Raw genomic sequence first — 17,061 nt, 5'->3', positions numbered from 1 at the left:
ATTGCCGACCCTACCCGACCATCCCGATTCGCTTTCGCAATTCACTGGCAGCCTCGTGCGCCGTGCGCAGCAACGCCACGCGGCAGTGTGGCTTAGCGAAGTGTCCGCCGAAATTACGAGCGTGCAGTACGCGGCGCTCGAAATCTTGCGCGAAATGCCGGGGCTCAATCAGCGGCAGCTCGGCAATGCGCTCGACGTGGACCGTTCGACCATCGCCGATCTGGTTGCCCGCATGGTGCGCAATGGCCTGGTCGAGCGTTCGGACGATCCTGCCGACAAGCGCAGTTACGTGCTATTCCTCACTGCGGCCGGCAAGAAGCAGCATACGATCTTGCGGCCGCGTGTGGAGCAAGTGGAGCGCATCCTCACGGCCCGATTGAGCCAGAAGGAAGGTCTGGAGTTGAGGCGCCTGCTTGCCGCATTGTTGCCATGAGAATGCCCGTTGGGGAGGGCGCTCACGGTGTGAGCCGTTCTTAGAACAAACTCGCTTGCCCCGACACCAGCGTTTCGAATTCCTCGCGCAGAAACGGCAAAATGGCGTCGGCCACGGGCTGCAACTGTCTGCTCAAATAGAACTCGTAATCGAGTGGCGAGCTGAGCGTCTCTAGCGGCTCGGGGCCTGCGGTCGTCATGACGTAGCTGATCCAGCCGCCGTTCTGATATTGCAGCGGGCGGCCTTTGGCACGGTTGAATTCGTCGGCGACGCGCGCCGCGCGCACATGCGGCGGCACATTGCGCTGATAGTCGCCAAGCGGCCGGCGCAGCCGCTTTCGGAATACGAGTTGCTCGTCGAATTCTCCGCTCAACGTGCGCCGCACATAATCGCGCACGTAATCGGCATAGGGCTCGCGCTTGAAGACGCGCCGGTACAGTTCGCGCTGGAATTGCTGGGCGAGCGGCGTCCAGTCGGTGCGAACGGTCTCCAGTCCCTTGAACACCATTTCGTCGCTGCCGTCCTTCGCGCGCGCGAGGCCCGCGTAGCGCTTCTTGCTGCCTTCTTCCGCACCGCGCACGGTGGGCATGAGAAAGCGCGAATAATGCCGCTCGAATTGCAGTTCCAGAGCGCTCTGGAGACCGAAGCGTTCGCGCAACTCAGCCTGCCACCACCGGTTGACGTGCTCGACCAGCGCGCGGCCGGTGCGCGTCGCGTCTGCTTCCGTATGCGCGCGCTTGAGCCACACGAAGGTGGAGTCGGTGTCGCCGTAGATGACGTCATAGCCTTGTGACTCGATCAATTCGCGCGTCTTGCGCATGATCTCGTGGCCGCGCATGGTGATCGATGATGCAAGGCGCGGGTCGAAAAACCGGCAGCCCGTGGAGCCAAGCACGCCATAAAACGCATTCATGATGATCTTCAGCGCCTGCGAAAGGGGCGCATTCTTGTTGCGCTTGGCGTTCTCTCGACCTTCCCAGACCTGGCGCACGATCTCGGGCAAGCAATGCATCGTGCGCGAGAAATGCGCGCCGAGGAAGCCCGGCACGGACTGGTCGTCGCGGGGGTTGCGCAGGCCTTCGATCAGCCCCACGGGATCGATCAGAAACGTGCGGATGATCGAGGGATAGAGGCTCTTGTAGTCGAGCACCAGCACGGAGTCGTAGAGCCCCGGCCGCGAATCCATCACGAAGCCGCCGGGGCTGTTTTCGCCCACTACGTCGCCGAGATTCGGCGCGACGTAACCGAGCCGGTGCATGCGCGGCAGATACAGATGCGTGAACGCCGCGACGGAGCCGCCGCTGCGGTCGGCGGGCAATCCGGTGACCGAGGCGCGCTCGAGCAGGAACGCGATCAGCTCGGTTTTCTCGAAGATGCGCGTGACAAGTTCGCAATCCTTGAGGTTATAGCGCGCGAGCGCGGGCTTGTCTTCGTCGAAGCGGCGCTGGATTTCGTCCATGCGCTGATACGGGTTGTCGACGGACTTGCCTTCGCCCAGCAGCGTTTGCGCGACGAACTCGAGGCTGAACGACGTAAAGCTCCAGGTGGCCGAGCGTAGCGCCTCGATGCCGTCGATGATGAGCCGGCCCGCCGCGCCCGCGAAGTAGTGGTTCTGGTTGACGCTGTGCTCGCGCCATTCCATCACGGCGCCGGCGCGTCCGAGGCGCAGCGGCACGCCGTACTGCTGCGAATGCGCGTGCAGCACGCGCAGATCGAACTGCACGAGATTCCAGCCGATGATCGCGTCGGGATCGTGCTGCGCCATCCACTCGTTCAGGCGCACGAGCATCTGCGCGCGGCCCTCGCAGTACTCGAAGTCGAAATCGAGTCCGCTCGCGTCGCCGTTTGCGGGGGCGAGCATGAAGACCTGACGCTGGCCGCATCCTTCGAGCGCGATCGAGTAAAGCTCGCCCTGCGCGCTCGTTTCGATATCGAGCGAAACGAGCCTGAGCGCCGGGCGATAGCCGGTGGCCGGCTTCAGTTCGCCATCGCGCAGCAGGCCCGAGGCATCGGGCGTGCCGCGAAACAGCACGGGCGCGGTGATGAAGCGCTCCATCATGTAGCGCTCGGGCGGCTGGATATCGGCTTCGTAGACGTCGACGCCCGCTTTCGTCAGGCGCTTCGCGGTGCCGGTCAGCTGGCGGTATTGCGGCGCATAGAGGCCGAGCACGGGCCGCTGCCGGAAGTCCTTGAGATCGAGCGGGCGCAGCTCGGCGCCCTTATTGCCGCGTTGGTTGCCGATCTGGTTGCTATCAAGCGCGCCGAGCGCCGCCTCGCGCTGCGCGGCAGGCACGAAAGCGACGGACGTTTGCGGGCGCAGGCGCAGTTGCCGTGGGCCAGCGGGCGTCGCGAGCCAGAAGTCGACTTCGGTATGGTGGGGTGTGTCGCGCCAATGTCGCGTCAGAATGAAGCCCGGCTCGAAGCCGGGTTGAAGCTCGGTCACTGTGCGTACCCGCAGGCCTGTGTTGTCTGCGGGAATTGTAACGCCGCCGGGCGGCGGCCCAGGGGAGGGCCGGCGCTTCGTGCGAAACGCCGGCCCCGATGCGGCGGGTAACAGGCGTTACTCGTCCGAACCGCGACCGAGGCCGAGCCCCGGCAGCGAGTGCGTGCCTTCGGCGGCAACGGCGTGCAGCAGGTGCGGATCGAGATCGAGCGCGCGCAGGATCGTCGGTGCGACCTGCGTGGTCTGCACGCGCGCCGGGATCTCGCGGCCGCCGCCATGCAGGCCCGCATACGAGACGACGAGGCCGAGATGGCTATCATCCGGCGCATTGCCGCCGTGCTCCTCGTCCTTCTTCTTGCTCGACGTGTAGATCACGCCCGGATTCGGCTGCACGACGATATCGGGCGTGCGGCCGGCAGCCGGATCGCCGAAGCGCGCGGCGAGCGCGTTGCCGCTGAGAATGTACGCTTGCGGACCGTCCGCGCAGATGCCGGGCGCGTTGCACGAGAGGTTCTGCTTGAGCGTGGCGACCACGGCGTCGCGCTGCGATTGATCGCGCAGCCAGATGAGGCCCACGTCGTCGGTCTGCACGAAGCCCGTGCCGACGAGACCCGTGCCGTCGTTCGGGTTGCCGCTCCCGGTGTTGTTCTGGCCAAAGTTGCCGTTAGGATCGAGATAGTTGTTTGCCTCGAGCAATTGCGTGAGCGTGTCGCCGTTCTTCACGAGCTTCGTGTGATCGGAGGGCGACTGGCCGTGTTTGGCCGTGACGATGATGAGCGTCGACGCATAGAGGTTCTGCTGCTTGAGCGCGGCAACGATACGGCCGAGCGAATTGTCGAGATACGTGATCGCGCCCGACACGTTCGGCCCCGGCGTGAAGCTGGCGTCGAGATAGCCGCCGCCGTTGGCCACGGTGGCTTTTTGCGCCACGCTCAGCGTCTGGAAGTTGGTGCCGAACAGCGTGGGCACGGGCTCGTTGCGCGTGCCCGTGGAGTCCTTGCCGCCGATCTGGTTGATCAGCGCCTGCACGTGGTAGTCGTCGAACTTCTCGGTGTGCGTGTAGATATCGGTGTAGTCGGTCTGCGTGGCCGGGTCGATCGAGTTGATCTCGGTGCGCGCGAGGTCGTCCACGCCGCGGCCCGAGGGGCCATTGAGCCAGTCGTAGCCCCATGCGTGCTTGTCGGCCCACGCGGTGTGCGAGCCAGGCAGGTTTTCCTTCACGACTTCGAAGACCGTGTTGGTCTTCACGTAGTCGTGCGGATACACGGGCACGCATTTGGCACCCTTGCGCGCGCGTGGAATGGCTTGCGGATTGAAGTCGCCGCCGCCGTCGAGGTGCACGAGCGCGCCGCCGTTTTGCGCGTCTATGCCGGTGGTTTCGTCGAACACGACGTTCCAGCCTTGCTTGCCCACGCAGCCCGTGTCGTTGGGCGCGTAAAGCGTGCGGTCGTACGAAACGTCATAGAAGAGGCCGGCGGTTTTGGGCGAGCCGCCCGTCACGAGCGCGGCGAGACCCGGAAACGAATCGGACAGCCCAGGCGTATAGGCGTTCGTATAGGTGACGCCCGACTTGGCGAGCAGCGCGAGATTCGGGCAGGTGTTGCCGCCGACGCAGCGCGCGACGTCCTGCTCGTGCAAACCGTCGAAGCTGATGAGCAGGACGTGCTTGATGCCGCTCGCCTGCGTCGACGGTGATGCGAGTGCGCTACCCACGGCGAGCGCCATCGCGCTGAGCGCCACCAGACCTGCCGACCATCTCCTTGCCGTTTTCATCGCTCACCTCTTTGTTCGTGTTTGTGGGGGGAATCACGCGAAACAGAAGTGGCAATGTGCCGGGCCCATGCGTCGAGGCGATGAACGACAACTTTCAATTACATTCTGTTACATGCGGCGCGCGGCAAGAGGGTGGTGCGAGAGAAGGCGAAACTGCTCGCCGAATTCACATTCCCATTAACCGAAGCTGGCAAGCGGGTCACCCACAGATGCAGGCTGGACCCGATAGGGCCCCGAGCGAAGCTCTCAGCCTCTCCGAGCACCGCACGACCGACAAGAAGAACGGCGACGGACCGCGTGGGTGCTCTGAGGAGTCCGATCAGAATCCAATACAGCGGACCCGCCGCCACCGCAGCGACGAAACCGGCGAGCACAGTGATCGCATGTGTTTCATCGCGGTCATCGACGGTGCGCCATGCCAGAGCATGTGGGCCGGCGGTGCAGCGTTCTAATGCCGATTGAGTGAAAATAGGCGCGGAGACAAAAACGACATCGGGAAAGATAATGAACTTCAAGAGACTTGTGGTGGCGCTTGCAGTGACCATCGCGCTGCCGGTATTGAGCACAGCGGCAGCGTATGCCCAGTCAACGCAGCAGCCAAAGCAAACGCAAAAGGAGCCGGCATCCCCGGGCCGTACGATTGCCATGCAAGGCACCGCCAACGGCGTCCCGGCATGCATTAGCTGCCATGGTGCGAGTGGCGAAGGCAACGCGGCAGCGGGATTCCCGCGGCTCGCCGGCGTGGGCGCGGACTATTTCGAAGCGCAACTTGCAGCATTCGCCGACGGCAGCCGCGAGAACGCCGTGATGCAACCGTTCGCGAAGAACATGTCTGCCAGCGAGCGCACCGCCGTGGCGCAGTATTTCAGCAGCCTGCCCGCGCCGAAGGGTATACGCACGCAAGATCCGTCCGAGGTCGCGCCATCCGATAGCGGTGCATGGCTCGCCACGCGAGGCCGCTGGCAGGAAGGCCTGCCCGCGTGCGTGCAATGCCATGGGCCAGGCGGCGCGGGCGTCGGCGCCGGGTTCCCGCCGCTGGCGGGACAGCCCGCGGCGTATATCGAAGCACAGCTCAACGCCTGGAAGAACGGCAAGCGGCCACCCGGCACGCTCGCGCTGATGCCGGCCGTCGCGAGCAAGCTGAGCGACGCCGACATGCACGCCGTCGCGCTGTACTACGCGCAACAGCCTTCGCCCGAAGCGGGCGCAGCGGCTGCGGCTGCACAGGCATCGGGACAAGCCGCTGCACAACCGGCTTCACAACCAGCTTCACAACCAGCTTCACAACCAGCTTCACAACCTCAGGCGAATGCCGGCGAGCACGCCACGCCATTCCAGCCGCCGCCCGAAAGCGCCATGCCCGCAGGCGACTTCGGCAAATCGGTGGAGCTCGGCGAGCAAATCTTCCGCAACACCGGCCAATACGCGGGCAAGTTCGTGGGCAATTCGCTGAGCTGCGCGAACTGCCACCTCGATGCAGGCCGCAAGGCCAATTCGAGCCCGCTCTGGGCCGCCTTCGTTTCGTACCCGGCGTATCGCGCCAAGAACGGGCACGTGAACACGTTCGCCGAACGGCTGCAAGGCTGCTTCAACTACAGCATGAACGGCAAGGCGCCGCCGCTGGGCGATCCGGTGCTGGTCGCGCTGGAAAGCTACTCGTACTGGCTGGCCACGGGCGCGCCGGTGGGCGGCAAGGTGGCTGGCAGGGGCTATCCGAAGCTGCCCGCGCCCGCACAGAAAGCGGACTACGCACGCGGCGCCAAGGTCTATGAGCAGCATTGCGCGGCATGCCATGGCGCGGATGGGCAGGGCAGGACGAGCAATGACCACACGGTGTTCCCGCCGCTATGGGGCGCGCGTTCGTTCAACTGGGGCGCGGGCATGCACGAGACACAAAACGCCGCCGGCTTCATCAAGGCGAACATGCCGCTGGGTCTCGGCGGCACGCTAACGGATCAGGAAGCCTGGGACGTGGCGACGTTCATGGACAGCCACGAGCGGCCGCAGGATCCACGCTTCAAGGGTTCGGTCGCGCAAACGCGCGCGAAGTATCACGACACGCCGAACTCGCTGTACGGCACGGTGGTGAACGGCCATCTGCTTGGCAATCCTTGAGTGCAGTCCTTTTAGCGATCTGGAGGCGGGCCGTTCTGGCCCGCCTCCGGCTCAAAGTCTGAATTGCCGGAAATCGGGCGGCGACGTTTCATCGGCGTGCCGGAATGCGCGATTGAAATCTGATGCGCTATTAAAGCCCAATTCATAGGCGATTTTGGTCCCGGCTTTGCGGGGATAAAGGCGCAGGTCCTCCATTTGCCTGGCCGATGCACTGACGCCATGCGGACCATTTTTCACCAACACATGGCATTTCATATTTCCGAAATTCCCGAAATCAATGCATTACGCCACTTTGCGCGCGCGCCCTATTTAGAATTCGATGTGAGCGCCAGGTGTTCCATGCCTGGCATGCCCTTCGATGATGCATTCCGCTTACAAAAGCACGGAATGACCCGGGATGCATGAATATAAGGGTTTATACCTAAGCACTCTTCCACAAAACTGTTAAATTCTCCGCTTAGAATGAACCCTCTAATTTCGGTGCAGCCGTGGAGGGGAAGTTCTTCGCGCCGCGCCGATCGTAGTGTTTTAGGGTCGTGTTGGATGGCGGCCCGCAATTCATCCATTTAGCATCACTAATCATGAGGCATTGCCGATGACCGAGTCCGTGACCTTTTCCGCACCCGATCGTCTCCGCGCCCATTATGAGTCTGGCGTCGCGGTATTTTTTGCTCTGGCTCGCCCGGCGTTCGAAAGCTTTGAGGCAACTGTCGCGCTCAATCTGCAGACGGTTCGCACGGCCATTGCCGATAACGAGGCCGCGCTGAAGAGCGCGCTACAAAGCGGCAATCCCGTGGAGCTTTTCACGCAGCAACTGAATGCTTCGCAGCAGGCTGCTTCGAAGGCGATCTCGTATGGGCGCAAGGTTTTCGATATCGCGGCCCATGCGCATGCCGAATGGACCCAGGTCGTGCAGGCGCAATCCGAGCGCCAGGAGCTGTGCGTCAAGGCGCTGGCCGAACGCTTCTCGCAAGGCGCGCCCGCTGGTGCGGAGCCGTTCGTGGCTGCCATGAACTCGACGTTTGCCGCTTATGGCAACGCTGCCGATTCTGTGCGCACGATGACCCGCAAGGCTATCGAGGCCGCGCAGGGCAAATTCGACAAGGTCGCCGCCGCTACGCAGCGCGCGACGCAAACGGGGCCGGCTGCGAACTGATCGCTACGGCGCTGATCCCTCACGGCGCGGCGCGGCTGCAAATCGATACGATTGCGCCGCGCCATCCGCTCCCCTCCACGCTTTTAATCCATACCAATACGTCGCGCATATTTAATGCGCGCATTCTCTGATTTGTCATCTTTGTGTGACAAGACGCAGCTACGCTTCTTGAGACGTAGCTGTGGCGCCGCTTCGTTTGCTGCGGCGCCGTATGGCGCAGGCACCATGAATATTTTTAACGCAGGAGTGGAAATTGACTGACATCGTGATCGTTTCGGCCGCGCGTACCGCGGTGGGCAAATTCGGCGGTTCGCTGGCAAAGATTGCCGCGCCCGATCTGGGCGCGCTGGTCATCAAGGCGGCGCTGGAGCGCGCGGGCGTGAAGCCCGAGCAGGTGAGCGACGTGATCATGGGTCAGGTGCTGACCGCGGGTTCGGGCCAGAACGTTGCGCGCCAGGCGTCGCTCAAGGCCGGGCTGCCCGCAGCGGTGCCCGCCATGACGATCAACAAGGTGTGCGGCTCGGGCCTGAAGGCGGTGATGCTCGCGGCCAACGCGATTATCGCGGGCGACTCGGAGATCGTCGTGGCCGGCGGCCAGGAGAACATGAGCGCGGCGCCACACGTGCTGCCGGGCTCGCGCGACGGCTTCCGCATGGGTGACGCGAAGCTCGTCGACACCATGATCGTCGATGGTCTGTGGGACGTTTACAACCAGTACCACATGGGCGTGACGGCGGAGAACGTGGCGAAGGAATACGGCATCACGCGCGAAGAGCAGGACGCATTCGCGGCGCTGTCGCAGAACAAGGCGGAAGCCGCGCAGAAGGCGGGCCGCTTCGACGCGGAAATCGTGCCGGTGGAAATTCCGCAGCGCAAGGGCGATCCGCTGGTGTTCAAGACCGACGAATTCGTGCGCCATGGCGTGACGGCGGAGTCGCTCGCGGGCCTGAAGCCGGCGTTCTCGAAGGAAGGCACGGTGACGGCGGCCAACGCGTCGGGGCTGAACGACGGCGCGGCGGCGGTGGTGGTGATGTCAGCGAAGAAGGCCGAGGCGCTGGGCCTCACGCCGCTTGCGCGCATCAAGGCGTATGCGGCGGGCGGCGTGGATCCGAAGGTGATGGGCATGGGCCCGGTGCCGGCATCGAAGCGAGCGCTGGAGCGCGCGGGCTGGTCGGCTAGCGACCTCGATCTCATGGAGATCAACGAGGCGTTCGCGGCGCAGGCGCTGGCCGTGAACAAGCAGATGGGCTGGGACACGTCGAAGATCAACGTGAACGGTGGCGCGATTGCGATTGGTCACCCGATCGGCGCATCGGGCTGCCGGATTCTGGTGACGCTGCTGCATGAGATGCAGCGCCGTGATGCAAAGCGCGGTCTGGCCTCGCTGTGCATCGGCGGTGGCATGGGCGTGGCGCTTGCGCTCGAGCGCGCTTGAACACGATTGAGCTCGATTGAACACGATTGAGCCGGGCAACGCGCGCCTGATCCGCTGATCGGGCCGCATTGAAGTCAAACGGTTTGCCCGCGCAGCACGTGATGTGCCTTGGCGGGCAAACCGGACAAGTTTCGCGCAACATTAGACGGACACAATAAGCCGCGCGATCTTGCCCGAGTGGTCTTCGCCTCGCATGCGAGGATGCCGGGCATGCAAGAAGTGGCGTTTCAACAACGGTACGCCATGTGGATCATTGAAATTTTCTCTCGCGGATAGAAAGGATGACTAAGCGTATTGCATTGGTAACAGGTGGCATGGGCGGTCTCGGTGAGGCAATTAGCGTCCGTTTGCATGACGCGGGCTATACGGTCGTCGTCACGCACTCGCCGGACAATGCTGGTGTCAAAGACTGGCTGGCCAGAATGAACGAGACGGGCCGCGATTTCCACGCGTATTCCATCGACGTTGCCGACTACGATTCGTGCCAGCGCGGCGCGCAGAAGATCAAGAACGAAGTCGGCCCCGTCGACATTCTGATCAACAATGCGGGCATCACGCGCGACATGACCTTCAAGAAGATGGACAAGGTCAACTGGGATATGGTCCTGCGCACCAATCTGGACTCCATCTTCAATATCTCGAAGCCGCTGTGCGACAGCATGGTTGAGCACGGCTGGGGCCGCATCATCAATATTTCGTCGGTGAACGGCTCCAAGGGCGCCGTGGGCCAGACGAACTATGCAGCGGCGAAGGCCGGCATGCACGGCTTCACGAAATCGCTCGCACTCGAAGTCGCTCGCAAGGGCGTGACGGTGAACACGATTTCGCCGGGCTATCTTGCAACGAAGATGGTAACCGCCATTCCGCAGGAGATTCTCGATACGAAGATCATCCCGCAGATCCCGATGGGCCGTCTCGGCAGCCCGAATGAAGTTGCCGCGCTCGTGCTGTTCCTCTGCTCGGACGACGCCAGTTTCGTGACCGGCGCGAATATCCCCATCAACGGCGGCCAGCACATGCAGTAACGCTGTACTCGTCTCATTTCGCCGCAAGCCGCGCCGGCCGTCCTGGTCGGCGTAGTTTGCGGCGTGTTCCGCGTGGGCGACTGCCGCGAGAAGGCCGCGCAATCCTGCGTTCGAGGCCGATCCAATCCGTAGCACCTCCCCAACTTCGACATCTTCGGCAAGCCGCCGCGGAATCACCGGAACGCGATCGTCAATGGCGCGGCGTTCGGCGCCGACTACTGCACGCGCATGGCAGTGGTGAGGTCCAACATTCTCGTCAACAAGAGCCGCGAAACTCAATACCTCTAGCTGGCTGCCCCGCATTTGCTGAAATAACGTGTAATCGTCATTGCGCGAAGGCGATCATCCGCACTTGAAACGGGCTAAAAGCGCCACCTGTCATTTCGCAAGTCCACAGCGTCTCGCGACAAACTCGAATTTTTTCGAAATCCACATCGTGCGGCCCAAATCAGTTGTGTGCGGACCGGCTTGCGACTATCGTGCAAGTAGATATCGTCGAGTGAAAGGATTTGGAAGAATTCGATATCGAAATTGCCGTGGATTGAGTCTGCGAATCGTTGGGCCAATAGCAGTCGATTTGCATGTATTGTCGCTTTGCCGTCATAATTGGGTATGCCATGATGGCATTGCCTATATGGGCCAAGCCAAACTTCGACATGCAAACGAAGTTCAAACAGCTGCTTGGGGGTGGAATTCCTGACAGGGAGAATGAGTATGGTTACGTTGGACGCAATCAAGCTGAAGATTGCAAAGCTTGAGAAACAGGCGGTAGCGATTGCCGAAAAGCAATCGTCCATCGGTCTCGCGAGAATTCGCGATCTGATGCAAAAGCACGGTTTGAGCGTTGCCGATATCGAGCGCTTCGTTGGCAAAAGACGCGGCCGCAGGCCCGGCGTCAAGGCTGCGAATGGCGCAGCGAAAGCGCTGCATCCCAACGCACATCCGGTCGCGGCGAAATACGCCGATCCGAAAACCGGCGCAACCTGGAGCGGACGCGGGCGTGCACCCGCCTGGATTCGCGACGCCAAGGACCGCTCGAAATTCCTGATCACGGCGGGCGCGGCGCCCAGGGCGGCATCGGCCAAAGCCGCTGGCGTGAAGAAGGCCGTGGTGAAACGTGCGGCAGCAAAAAAGGCTGGCGCAAAAACCACCGCCGTTAAAAAAGCAGCGGCTGGCAGGCCTGGGCGCAAGAAAGCTGCTCCCGCAAAGAAAGCTGCAGCACCGCGCAAGATGACTGCAAGAAAGACACGCGCATCCGCGCCGGCCGCCGCAGCGCCCGCAACTGCAGCCTGATCCTTCTCTGATCGAACGCCTGGATCAAGCTGTTCGATAACTCACCTGACCGTAGCCGGTGTCACGCCATTCCCGAACGGGACAGCGCAACACAGGCTACCGGTGTCGCCGCAGATCGACTGGCGGCATCTTTTTTCCATCATCCTCAATTAACAATTTCCGTAATGCTGGGCCCGATTATTTCGGCCAGCATTTGCGTCATTACCATTTGCGCGCGGCAATTTCTGAAAGGCAGGTGTAATCGGTGCGGCGCGCAATCAGAATGTATAGGTGAGTTTGCCGAACGCGGTCCGGCCGAGGCTGTTATAGCCGTACGTGGTCATGTACTGCCGGTTGAACAGATTCGATATCGACGCGGACAGCAACAGGTGCGCATTCACCTTATACGAAGCACGCAGGCTCACCGTCGTGTACGACGGCAAATACAGCGTATTGAACTGATCGTCGAAGGTCGAGCCGCCGTAAAGCAATGACACGCCCGTGTTGAGCGCGTGGAGGTTGAATTCGTCCCACGTATGGTCGACGCTCAGGCTCACGGTTTGGCGCGGGCGGCGATTGAGCCAGGTCTGGTCGGTCACGTCCTGCGGATTCAGAATGCCGATCGCCAGACTCACGGGTGTGGACGCCCCGAGCGTGCCCTTGTACGAGAGGTCGAGCCCCTGAATGTGCGCACGCCCGACGTTTACGGGCAGAAAGGTCTGCGAATCGTAGGTGATGAGGTCGTGCACGCGCGTGTCGTACACGGCGGCCGTGAAGGTGCCGTACGACGTGTTGGCATCGAGCGCCGCTTCGATCGTGTCGCTGCGTTCTGGCTGGAGGTTGGGGTTCGCGTAGCCCGGATAGTACAGATCGTTGAAGGTCGGCAGCCGGAACGCGTTGCCATAGGAAACGCGCGCTGTGTAGACCGGCGTGATCGCCCACGAGAGCGCGGCGTTGCCCGTATTGACGGCCTGCCCCTGGACGATCTCGTGGCGTCCGGCGAGGAACAGCGTCACGTCGCCGAGCGTTGCCGACTGGTGCAAAGAGACTGCGGAGTCGTTGCGCGCCGGCAAGCCGCTGGGCACCTCGACGGGCAAGTAGGCCAGTTCGCGCGAGAAGTCGTAGGCGAGCTTGGTTTCGCCTGAAAGCGGCTGCCCGAACAGCGTGTGCCCACGCTCCTGATGCGTGATCGAAGTCGACGTGGAGAAGCGCGTCGAGTCGAATTGATCGGTCGGTATCGCGGGATCGTTCGAGTAGATGAACTGGCGATCGGTTGCGTAGCCCACCGACTGGTCGAATTGCGTGAACGGCGTGATGTCGAGGTGAAACGCCGCGCCGGTCGTGAGTTGATGGTCGCGCTGCCGGTCGTTGCCGCCCGCGTTGTCATAGGACAGATCGGACTGGTGATACAGCGCAAATGTGGAAATCGACCAGTTGTCGTGCGCATAGCCAAGCCGCCCATTCACGTCCTGGGCGTGATACGGATTGCGGCCGTCCTCGTGACCGTAGGCCCAGGGCCGGGTCGCGTCGATGCCCGCGGTGTTGTAGTCGTGCAGCCCCAGTGAATACGTGAGGCCTTCGAGCGCCGCGAGCGGTCCGCTCGAGGGCACGGTGCCCGAGGTGCTCAGCATCGTGTCGAAGGTCTTGTTGGACCCGCCGCCGAACGACACCGTGGTCCGGTTCGGCTGATTCGACGCGTGGCGCGTGAAGAGTTGCACGACGCCGCCCACGGCGTCCGCGCCGAACGAGGCGGCAGCGGGGCCCGAGATCACCTCGACGCGGTCGAACGCATCGGTCGGCAGGTCGGCCCATTCGGGCATGCCCGTGGTCACGGAGCCAATGCGGATCCCGTCGATGAACACGGCCACCTGCTCGGGCGACGAGCCGCGAATGCTCACCGAAGCCAGCGAGCCCGGCCCGCCGCTTTGCGACACGGTCACGCCCGGCAGCGTGGCGAGCGCCTGCGTGATGCTCGGGTCGGCGGGCGAGAGGCGGTCGAGGTCTTCGCGCGTGAGCACTTGCGTGCTCGCGTAGCGCTGGTCGAACGATTGCGGCAGATGCTGGGTGTCGCCGACCACGAGGATGTTCGACAGCGTGGTGTCGTTGTCCGAGGCGGCGGATTCGGTGGATGCGGCGGCGGCCGGCGGCTGCGTCGCGGGCATCGTGGGCGTCACGGGCGCGGCAGCGGCAGCGCTGTGCCATGCATAAACGCTCATGGCGCACGCGGCGGCGAGATGGCGGAGTTTCGGCCGGCGGTCTTGTCCGGAGCCGCCGGGAGCCGGCGGAATGTAGCTTGTGCGCTGGCCAAAGCGTTCGTCAATGCAGCGGCAACGGGCTTCCTGGGCGGAAGCCGTTTCAATCGTGGTGGACATGCAACTGATCCTGAGGTCGGGCTGTCCTTGCAACGGGCGACCGCGCACGGGCGGTGCTTGCGCATCGGGACACCCCGCCCCGTGCGGCTGCTTGGACCTCGGTCGATGGCAGGTCTCCTGGCTCGCGGGTCGACGCCCCTTGCCGGCCTTCCCGGTTTCCCAGTGGCGCGTTTGGCATGGACTTGCCGCTCACAGTTGCGGGGGCAGCCGCAGACTCGGGGTCGGGGGCGGCCCCACTGCGTTCCCTTTTGATCCCGTCGCCGGGAACCATCAGGGCGCAAGGGTAATGGCCGCGCGTGGCGGGCGTCAACCCGATATGCATCGGGCGTTGTGAAAACGCCCTTGGGCGCGGGCCCAAGGGCACGGCGATTCAGCCCCGAGGCCTAATTCCAGTCCAGCGCGCCGCCCGTCTGATACTCGGTCACGCGAGTTTCGAAGAAATTCTTCTCCTTGCGCAAATTGGCCTGCTCGTCGAGCCAGGGCAGCACGTTTTCGGCACCGGGAAACGGCGCGGGCATCTCCAACTGACCTGCGCGACGGTTCGCGATGTAGCGGAACTGTGCGCAATGCAAATCGGCCGAGTAACCCAGAATCGGCTCGCGCAGGATATAGCCCGCATAAGCCGTTTCCGCCGCATCGGCTTCTTCCCAGATCCGTTGCACGGCGCGCGGATCGAGTTGCAGGTTTTCCTCCTCCAGTAGCTGCCGGATGACGCGGATGCCAAAGCCGCAATGCAGCACCTCGTCGCGCATGATGTACTGGAACTGCTGCGCGGTCGCCTTCATCAACCCGCGCCGCTGGAGCGCGAACACCGGCGTAAAGCCGTTGTAGAACCAGCAGCCCTCGAACACGGCCGCGAAAAACAGGTAGGCGAGCGCGAATTCGTGCAGCGTGTCGCGGTTCGAGAGGTCGAGGCCGGGCGCCAGAATGCGTTCGAGCCGCTGGTTCGCGAGCGCGATCTTGGCGTGAATTTCGGGCACGACGCGATAGCGGTTATAGATTTCCTGCTGGTCAAGCCCGAGTGTTTCGATGCAGTGCTGGTAAGTCCAGGTATGCAACGCTTCTTCGTAGACCTGGCGAGCCTGATAGATTTGCAATTCGGGCGCGGTCATCTTTTCCATTACCGCGAGCCCGATATTGCGCATCGCCAGAATGTCCGACGTGGTGAGGTAGGCGAGCACGTTTTCGAAAACGTGTCGTTCCGTTTCGGTCAGGCGCTGCTGGTAATCGTGCACGTCGTCGCTCATGGAAATTTCGAGCGGCGTCCAGTGATTGCGGTTCGCGCTCAGAAAGCACTCCCACGCCCACGGATAGCGAAACGGCGCGAGCTGATTGATATCTCCGCGGCCGTTGACGACGCGCTTGTCTTCGGCGCGCGTGGCTTGCTGCTGCGCATGGGTTTTGCCGTTGCTGGTCATGGCTCAGAGCCCTCCCGCCAGGTAAGCGGCCACGCCTCGCTTGAAGGGACGTAGATGATCGCCCGCGCGCAACAGGACATCGCGCGCCAGGCGTGCAGGCAGATGATCCCGCGTGTAGATCGACGCGATCATGCCGGTGATCAGATAGAGTGGGCGCGTTGCCAGACGATGCTTGTGCTCGTAGCGCTGCAGCAGCGCATCGGACGCGTAGTCGCGCCCGGCGAGGCAGGCTTCGCGAATCGAGCCGGCGAGCGTGCCGACGCCCGACAAGCCAAGGTTGAAGCCGTGCGCCGTGACCGGATGCATGCCCACCGCTGCATCGCCCACCGCCGCGAAGCGTCGCGCCACGAAATGCTCCGGATAAACCGCGACCAGCGGATACGCGTGTCGCGTCGTGACCAGTTCCATCTTGCCGAGGCGGTGGTCGAAGCGGCGCTCGATTTCGTCGGCGAAGGTGCGCGCGTCCACGTGTGTGAGCCGCTCGATTTCGCGGCCCGTGAGCGTGAGCACCACGGAAGACTGGAACGCGCCGGACGCCGGGTGCGGATTCATGGGCAGCAACGCGAGCGTCTGGCCATACCCGAACCATTCCCACGCGGCATGATGATGCGGCTTTTCGTGCGTCATGCCACACACCAGCATCGTCTTGCCGAAGTCGCGCATCCGCGCGGAGATGCCCATCATCCGCCTCGTGGACGAAAACCGGCTGTCCGCCGCCACGATCAGGCGCGTTTCGATCGATGCCCCGCCCTCGAGCTGCACGGTGGCGCAGTGGTCGTCGGACTTGACGCCGACCACGCGTTGGGATGTGCGGACGTCGATGTCCGCGCCGTCTTCCTTCGCGCATTGCACCGCTTCGAAGGCGGCCTTGCGAATCTGGTGATTGGCGACCAGCCAGCCGAGTTCGTCGTGCGGGCTCAGGTCGCGCCCGATCTCGAGTGCGTACGAAGACTTGCCGTTGAAAACGCGTGCGTCGAGCAGACGCGACTTCGATTGGCTCTCGATGCGCTTCCATAGTCCAAGCTGTTTCAGCATGCCCACTGATTTATGCGTGAGCGCGATTTCACGTCCGTCAAAGTCTGGATTGCGAAGTTCATCCTCACTCTGCTGATCGACGATCACGATTTTCAGGCCTGTTCCAGCGAGCGAACGGGCGAAGCACAGACCCGCCGGGCCAGCCCCCACAACGACGATATCGGCTTTCACCGGGATCCTCCCATCGATATTCAAATCACCAACGCTGCGTGCGCCGCCATGCACGAACGTCGTGCGGCGGGCTGCGAACGTCGCCATGCCCTGGTGCGAGTCCGGTGCGAATCCGCTTGCAGTGGTCGCTGCGGGTGCGAACGCGGGCTCGCAGACCTTAGAGAGCGCCGGGGCCGCTGTCCATCCTGCGTGAGGATGGGGTGCGGGTGCGCGCTTGCTTCTTTCGGACTAGTCCGCCTTGCGTATTCCGGTTGCAGGGCGCATTCGGTTAAATGCGGAGCGCGCCGATCCCCGCACGGGCGACCGGCAATCTATCCCGGATAGCGGCATGGCCGATAGCGACGGATTGCCCTGCGCTGGCGATGTTTGAGACATCCTTGCGGTTATCGAGTGCGCCAATCCGGGCGCGAGGC

General features: G+C 63.1%; 12 protein-coding genes, 1 pseudogene and 1 riboswitch. Of the genes and pseudogenes, 7 read left to right on the top strand and 6 right to left on the bottom strand.

Features of this window, described 5'->3' with window-relative positions; genetic code table 11:
* The first annotated feature begins 1 nt into the window (after position 1).
* On the top strand, positions 2 to 433 hold the full coding sequence (locus tag PWP93_RS27420) for a MarR family winged helix-turn-helix transcriptional regulator (RefSeq protein ID WP_421027236.1): 432 nt from the start codon (positions 2 to 4) through the stop codon (positions 431 to 433).
* Positions 434 to 473: 40 nt separating this feature from the next.
* Here the strand turns inward: PWP93_RS27420 and PWP93_RS27415 are convergent, their stop codons facing one another.
* The 3 genes from PWP93_RS27415 to PWP93_RS27405 all read right to left on the bottom strand — a co-directional run bounded on the left by PWP93_RS27415 (position 474) and on the right by PWP93_RS27405 (position 5,164).
* Positions 474 to 2,876, bottom strand: a complete 2,403-nt coding sequence (locus tag PWP93_RS27415) for a DNA polymerase II (RefSeq protein ID WP_421046808.1) — start codon at positions 2,874 to 2,876, stop codon at positions 474 to 476.
* Positions 2,877 to 2,993: 117 nt separating this feature from the next.
* A complete protein-coding gene (locus tag PWP93_RS27410) occupies positions 2,994 to 4,649 on the bottom strand; it encodes an alkaline phosphatase family protein (protein ID WP_421046807.1) in 1,656 nt (551 codons plus the stop codon).
* Between the two features lie 98 nt (positions 4,650 to 4,747).
* Positions 4,748 to 5,164: a hypothetical protein gene (locus PWP93_RS27405; RefSeq protein WP_421046806.1), complete on the bottom strand. Its 417-nt coding sequence runs from the start codon at positions 5,162 to 5,164 to the stop codon at positions 4,748 to 4,750.
* Here PWP93_RS27405 and PWP93_RS27400 point away from each other — a divergent pair.
* The 6 genes and pseudogenes from PWP93_RS27400 to PWP93_RS27375 form a co-directional block, all read left to right on the top strand.
* Positions 5,154 to 5,813, top strand: a pseudogene (locus PWP93_RS27400) (c-type cytochrome); the annotation flags it as partial. The gene PWP93_RS27405 and the pseudogene PWP93_RS27400 sit on opposite strands and share 11 nt — an antisense overlap.
* A complete protein-coding gene (locus PWP93_RS27395; RefSeq protein WP_421047012.1) occupies positions 5,805 to 6,764 on the top strand; it encodes a c-type cytochrome in 960 nt (319 codons plus the stop codon). The pseudogene PWP93_RS27400 and the gene PWP93_RS27395, both read left to right, overlap by 9 nt.
* Positions 6,765 to 7,359: 595 nt before the next feature.
* The gene (phaP, locus tag PWP93_RS27390) at positions 7,360 to 7,920 is read left to right on the top strand and encodes a TIGR01841 family phasin (RefSeq protein WP_421046805.1); all 561 of its coding nucleotides are present in this window, start codon (positions 7,360 to 7,362) and stop codon (positions 7,918 to 7,920) included.
* Between the two features lie 253 nt (positions 7,921 to 8,173).
* The gene (locus PWP93_RS27385; RefSeq protein WP_421024050.1) at positions 8,174 to 9,355 is read left to right on the top strand and encodes an acetyl-CoA C-acetyltransferase; all 1,182 of its coding nucleotides are present in this window, start codon (positions 8,174 to 8,176) and stop codon (positions 9,353 to 9,355) included.
* 281 nt (positions 9,356 to 9,636) lie between these two features.
* A complete protein-coding gene (gene phbB / locus PWP93_RS27380; RefSeq protein ID WP_421046804.1) occupies positions 9,637 to 10,380 on the top strand; it encodes an acetoacetyl-CoA reductase in 744 nt (247 codons plus the stop codon).
* 687 nt (positions 10,381 to 11,067) lie between these two features.
* A complete protein-coding gene (locus PWP93_RS27375) occupies positions 11,068 to 11,673 on the top strand; it encodes an H-NS histone family protein (RefSeq protein ID WP_421046803.1) in 606 nt (201 codons plus the stop codon).
* Between the two features lie 257 nt (positions 11,674 to 11,930).
* Here PWP93_RS27375 and PWP93_RS27370 read toward each other — a convergent pair whose 3' ends face one another.
* From PWP93_RS27370 to ubiM, 3 genes are all read right to left on the bottom strand, one after another.
* The gene (locus tag PWP93_RS27370; protein ID WP_421047011.1) at positions 11,931 to 13,814 is read right to left on the bottom strand and encodes a TonB-dependent receptor domain-containing protein; all 1,884 of its coding nucleotides are present in this window, start codon (positions 13,812 to 13,814) and stop codon (positions 11,931 to 11,933) included.
* A gap of 299 nt (positions 13,815 to 14,113) precedes the next feature.
* Positions 14,114 to 14,311, bottom strand: a riboswitch (cobalamin riboswitch).
* Positions 14,312 to 14,407: 96 nt separating this feature from the next.
* Positions 14,408 to 15,442: a ribonucleotide-diphosphate reductase subunit beta gene (locus tag PWP93_RS27365; protein WP_421046802.1), complete on the bottom strand. Its 1,035-nt coding sequence runs from the start codon at positions 15,440 to 15,442 to the stop codon at positions 14,408 to 14,410.
* Positions 15,443 to 15,445: 3 nt separating this feature from the next.
* Positions 15,446 to 16,735 carry a 5-demethoxyubiquinol-8 5-hydroxylase UbiM gene (ubiM, locus tag PWP93_RS27360; protein WP_421046801.1) on the bottom strand — a complete coding sequence of 430 codons (1,290 nt, stop codon included), beginning with the start codon at positions 16,733 to 16,735 and terminating at the stop codon, positions 15,446 to 15,448.
* Positions 16,736 to 17,061 lie beyond the last annotated feature (326 nt).

Source organism: Paraburkholderia sp. A1RI-2L (genome assembly GCF_048957375.1).
GTDB lineage: Bacteria > Pseudomonadota > Gammaproteobacteria > Burkholderiales > Burkholderiaceae > Paraburkholderia.
The sequence above is the reverse complement of the archived record's forward strand: the minus strand, read 5'-3'. Positions and strand labels throughout refer to the sequence as shown.

Bases quoted from the DNA above. Each gene is read 5' to 3' on its own strand.
- PWP93_RS27410 (WP_421046807.1), bottom strand. From the start codon at position 4,649: ATGAAAACGGCAAGGAGATGGTCGGCAGGTCTGGTGGCGCTCAGCGCG.
- PWP93_RS27395 (WP_421047012.1), top strand. From the start codon at position 5,805: ATGCACGCCGTCGCGCTGTACTACGCGCAACAGCCTTCGCCCGAAGCG.
- phaP (WP_421046805.1), top strand. From the start codon at position 7,360: ATGACCGAGTCCGTGACCTTTTCCGCACCCGATCGTCTCCGCGCCCAT.
- phbB (WP_421046804.1), top strand. From the start codon at position 9,637: ATGACTAAGCGTATTGCATTGGTAACAGGTGGCATGGGCGGTCTCGGT.
- PWP93_RS27370 (WP_421047011.1), bottom strand. From the start codon at position 13,814: ATGCCCGCGACGCAGCCGCCGGCCGCCGCCGCATCCACCGAATCCGCC.
- PWP93_RS27365 (WP_421046802.1), bottom strand. From the start codon at position 15,442: ATGACCAGCAACGGCAAAACCCATGCGCAGCAGCAAGCCACGCGCGCC.
- ubiM (WP_421046801.1), bottom strand. From the start codon at position 16,735: ATGGCGACGTTCGCAGCCCGCCGCACGACGTTCGTGCATGGCGGCGCA.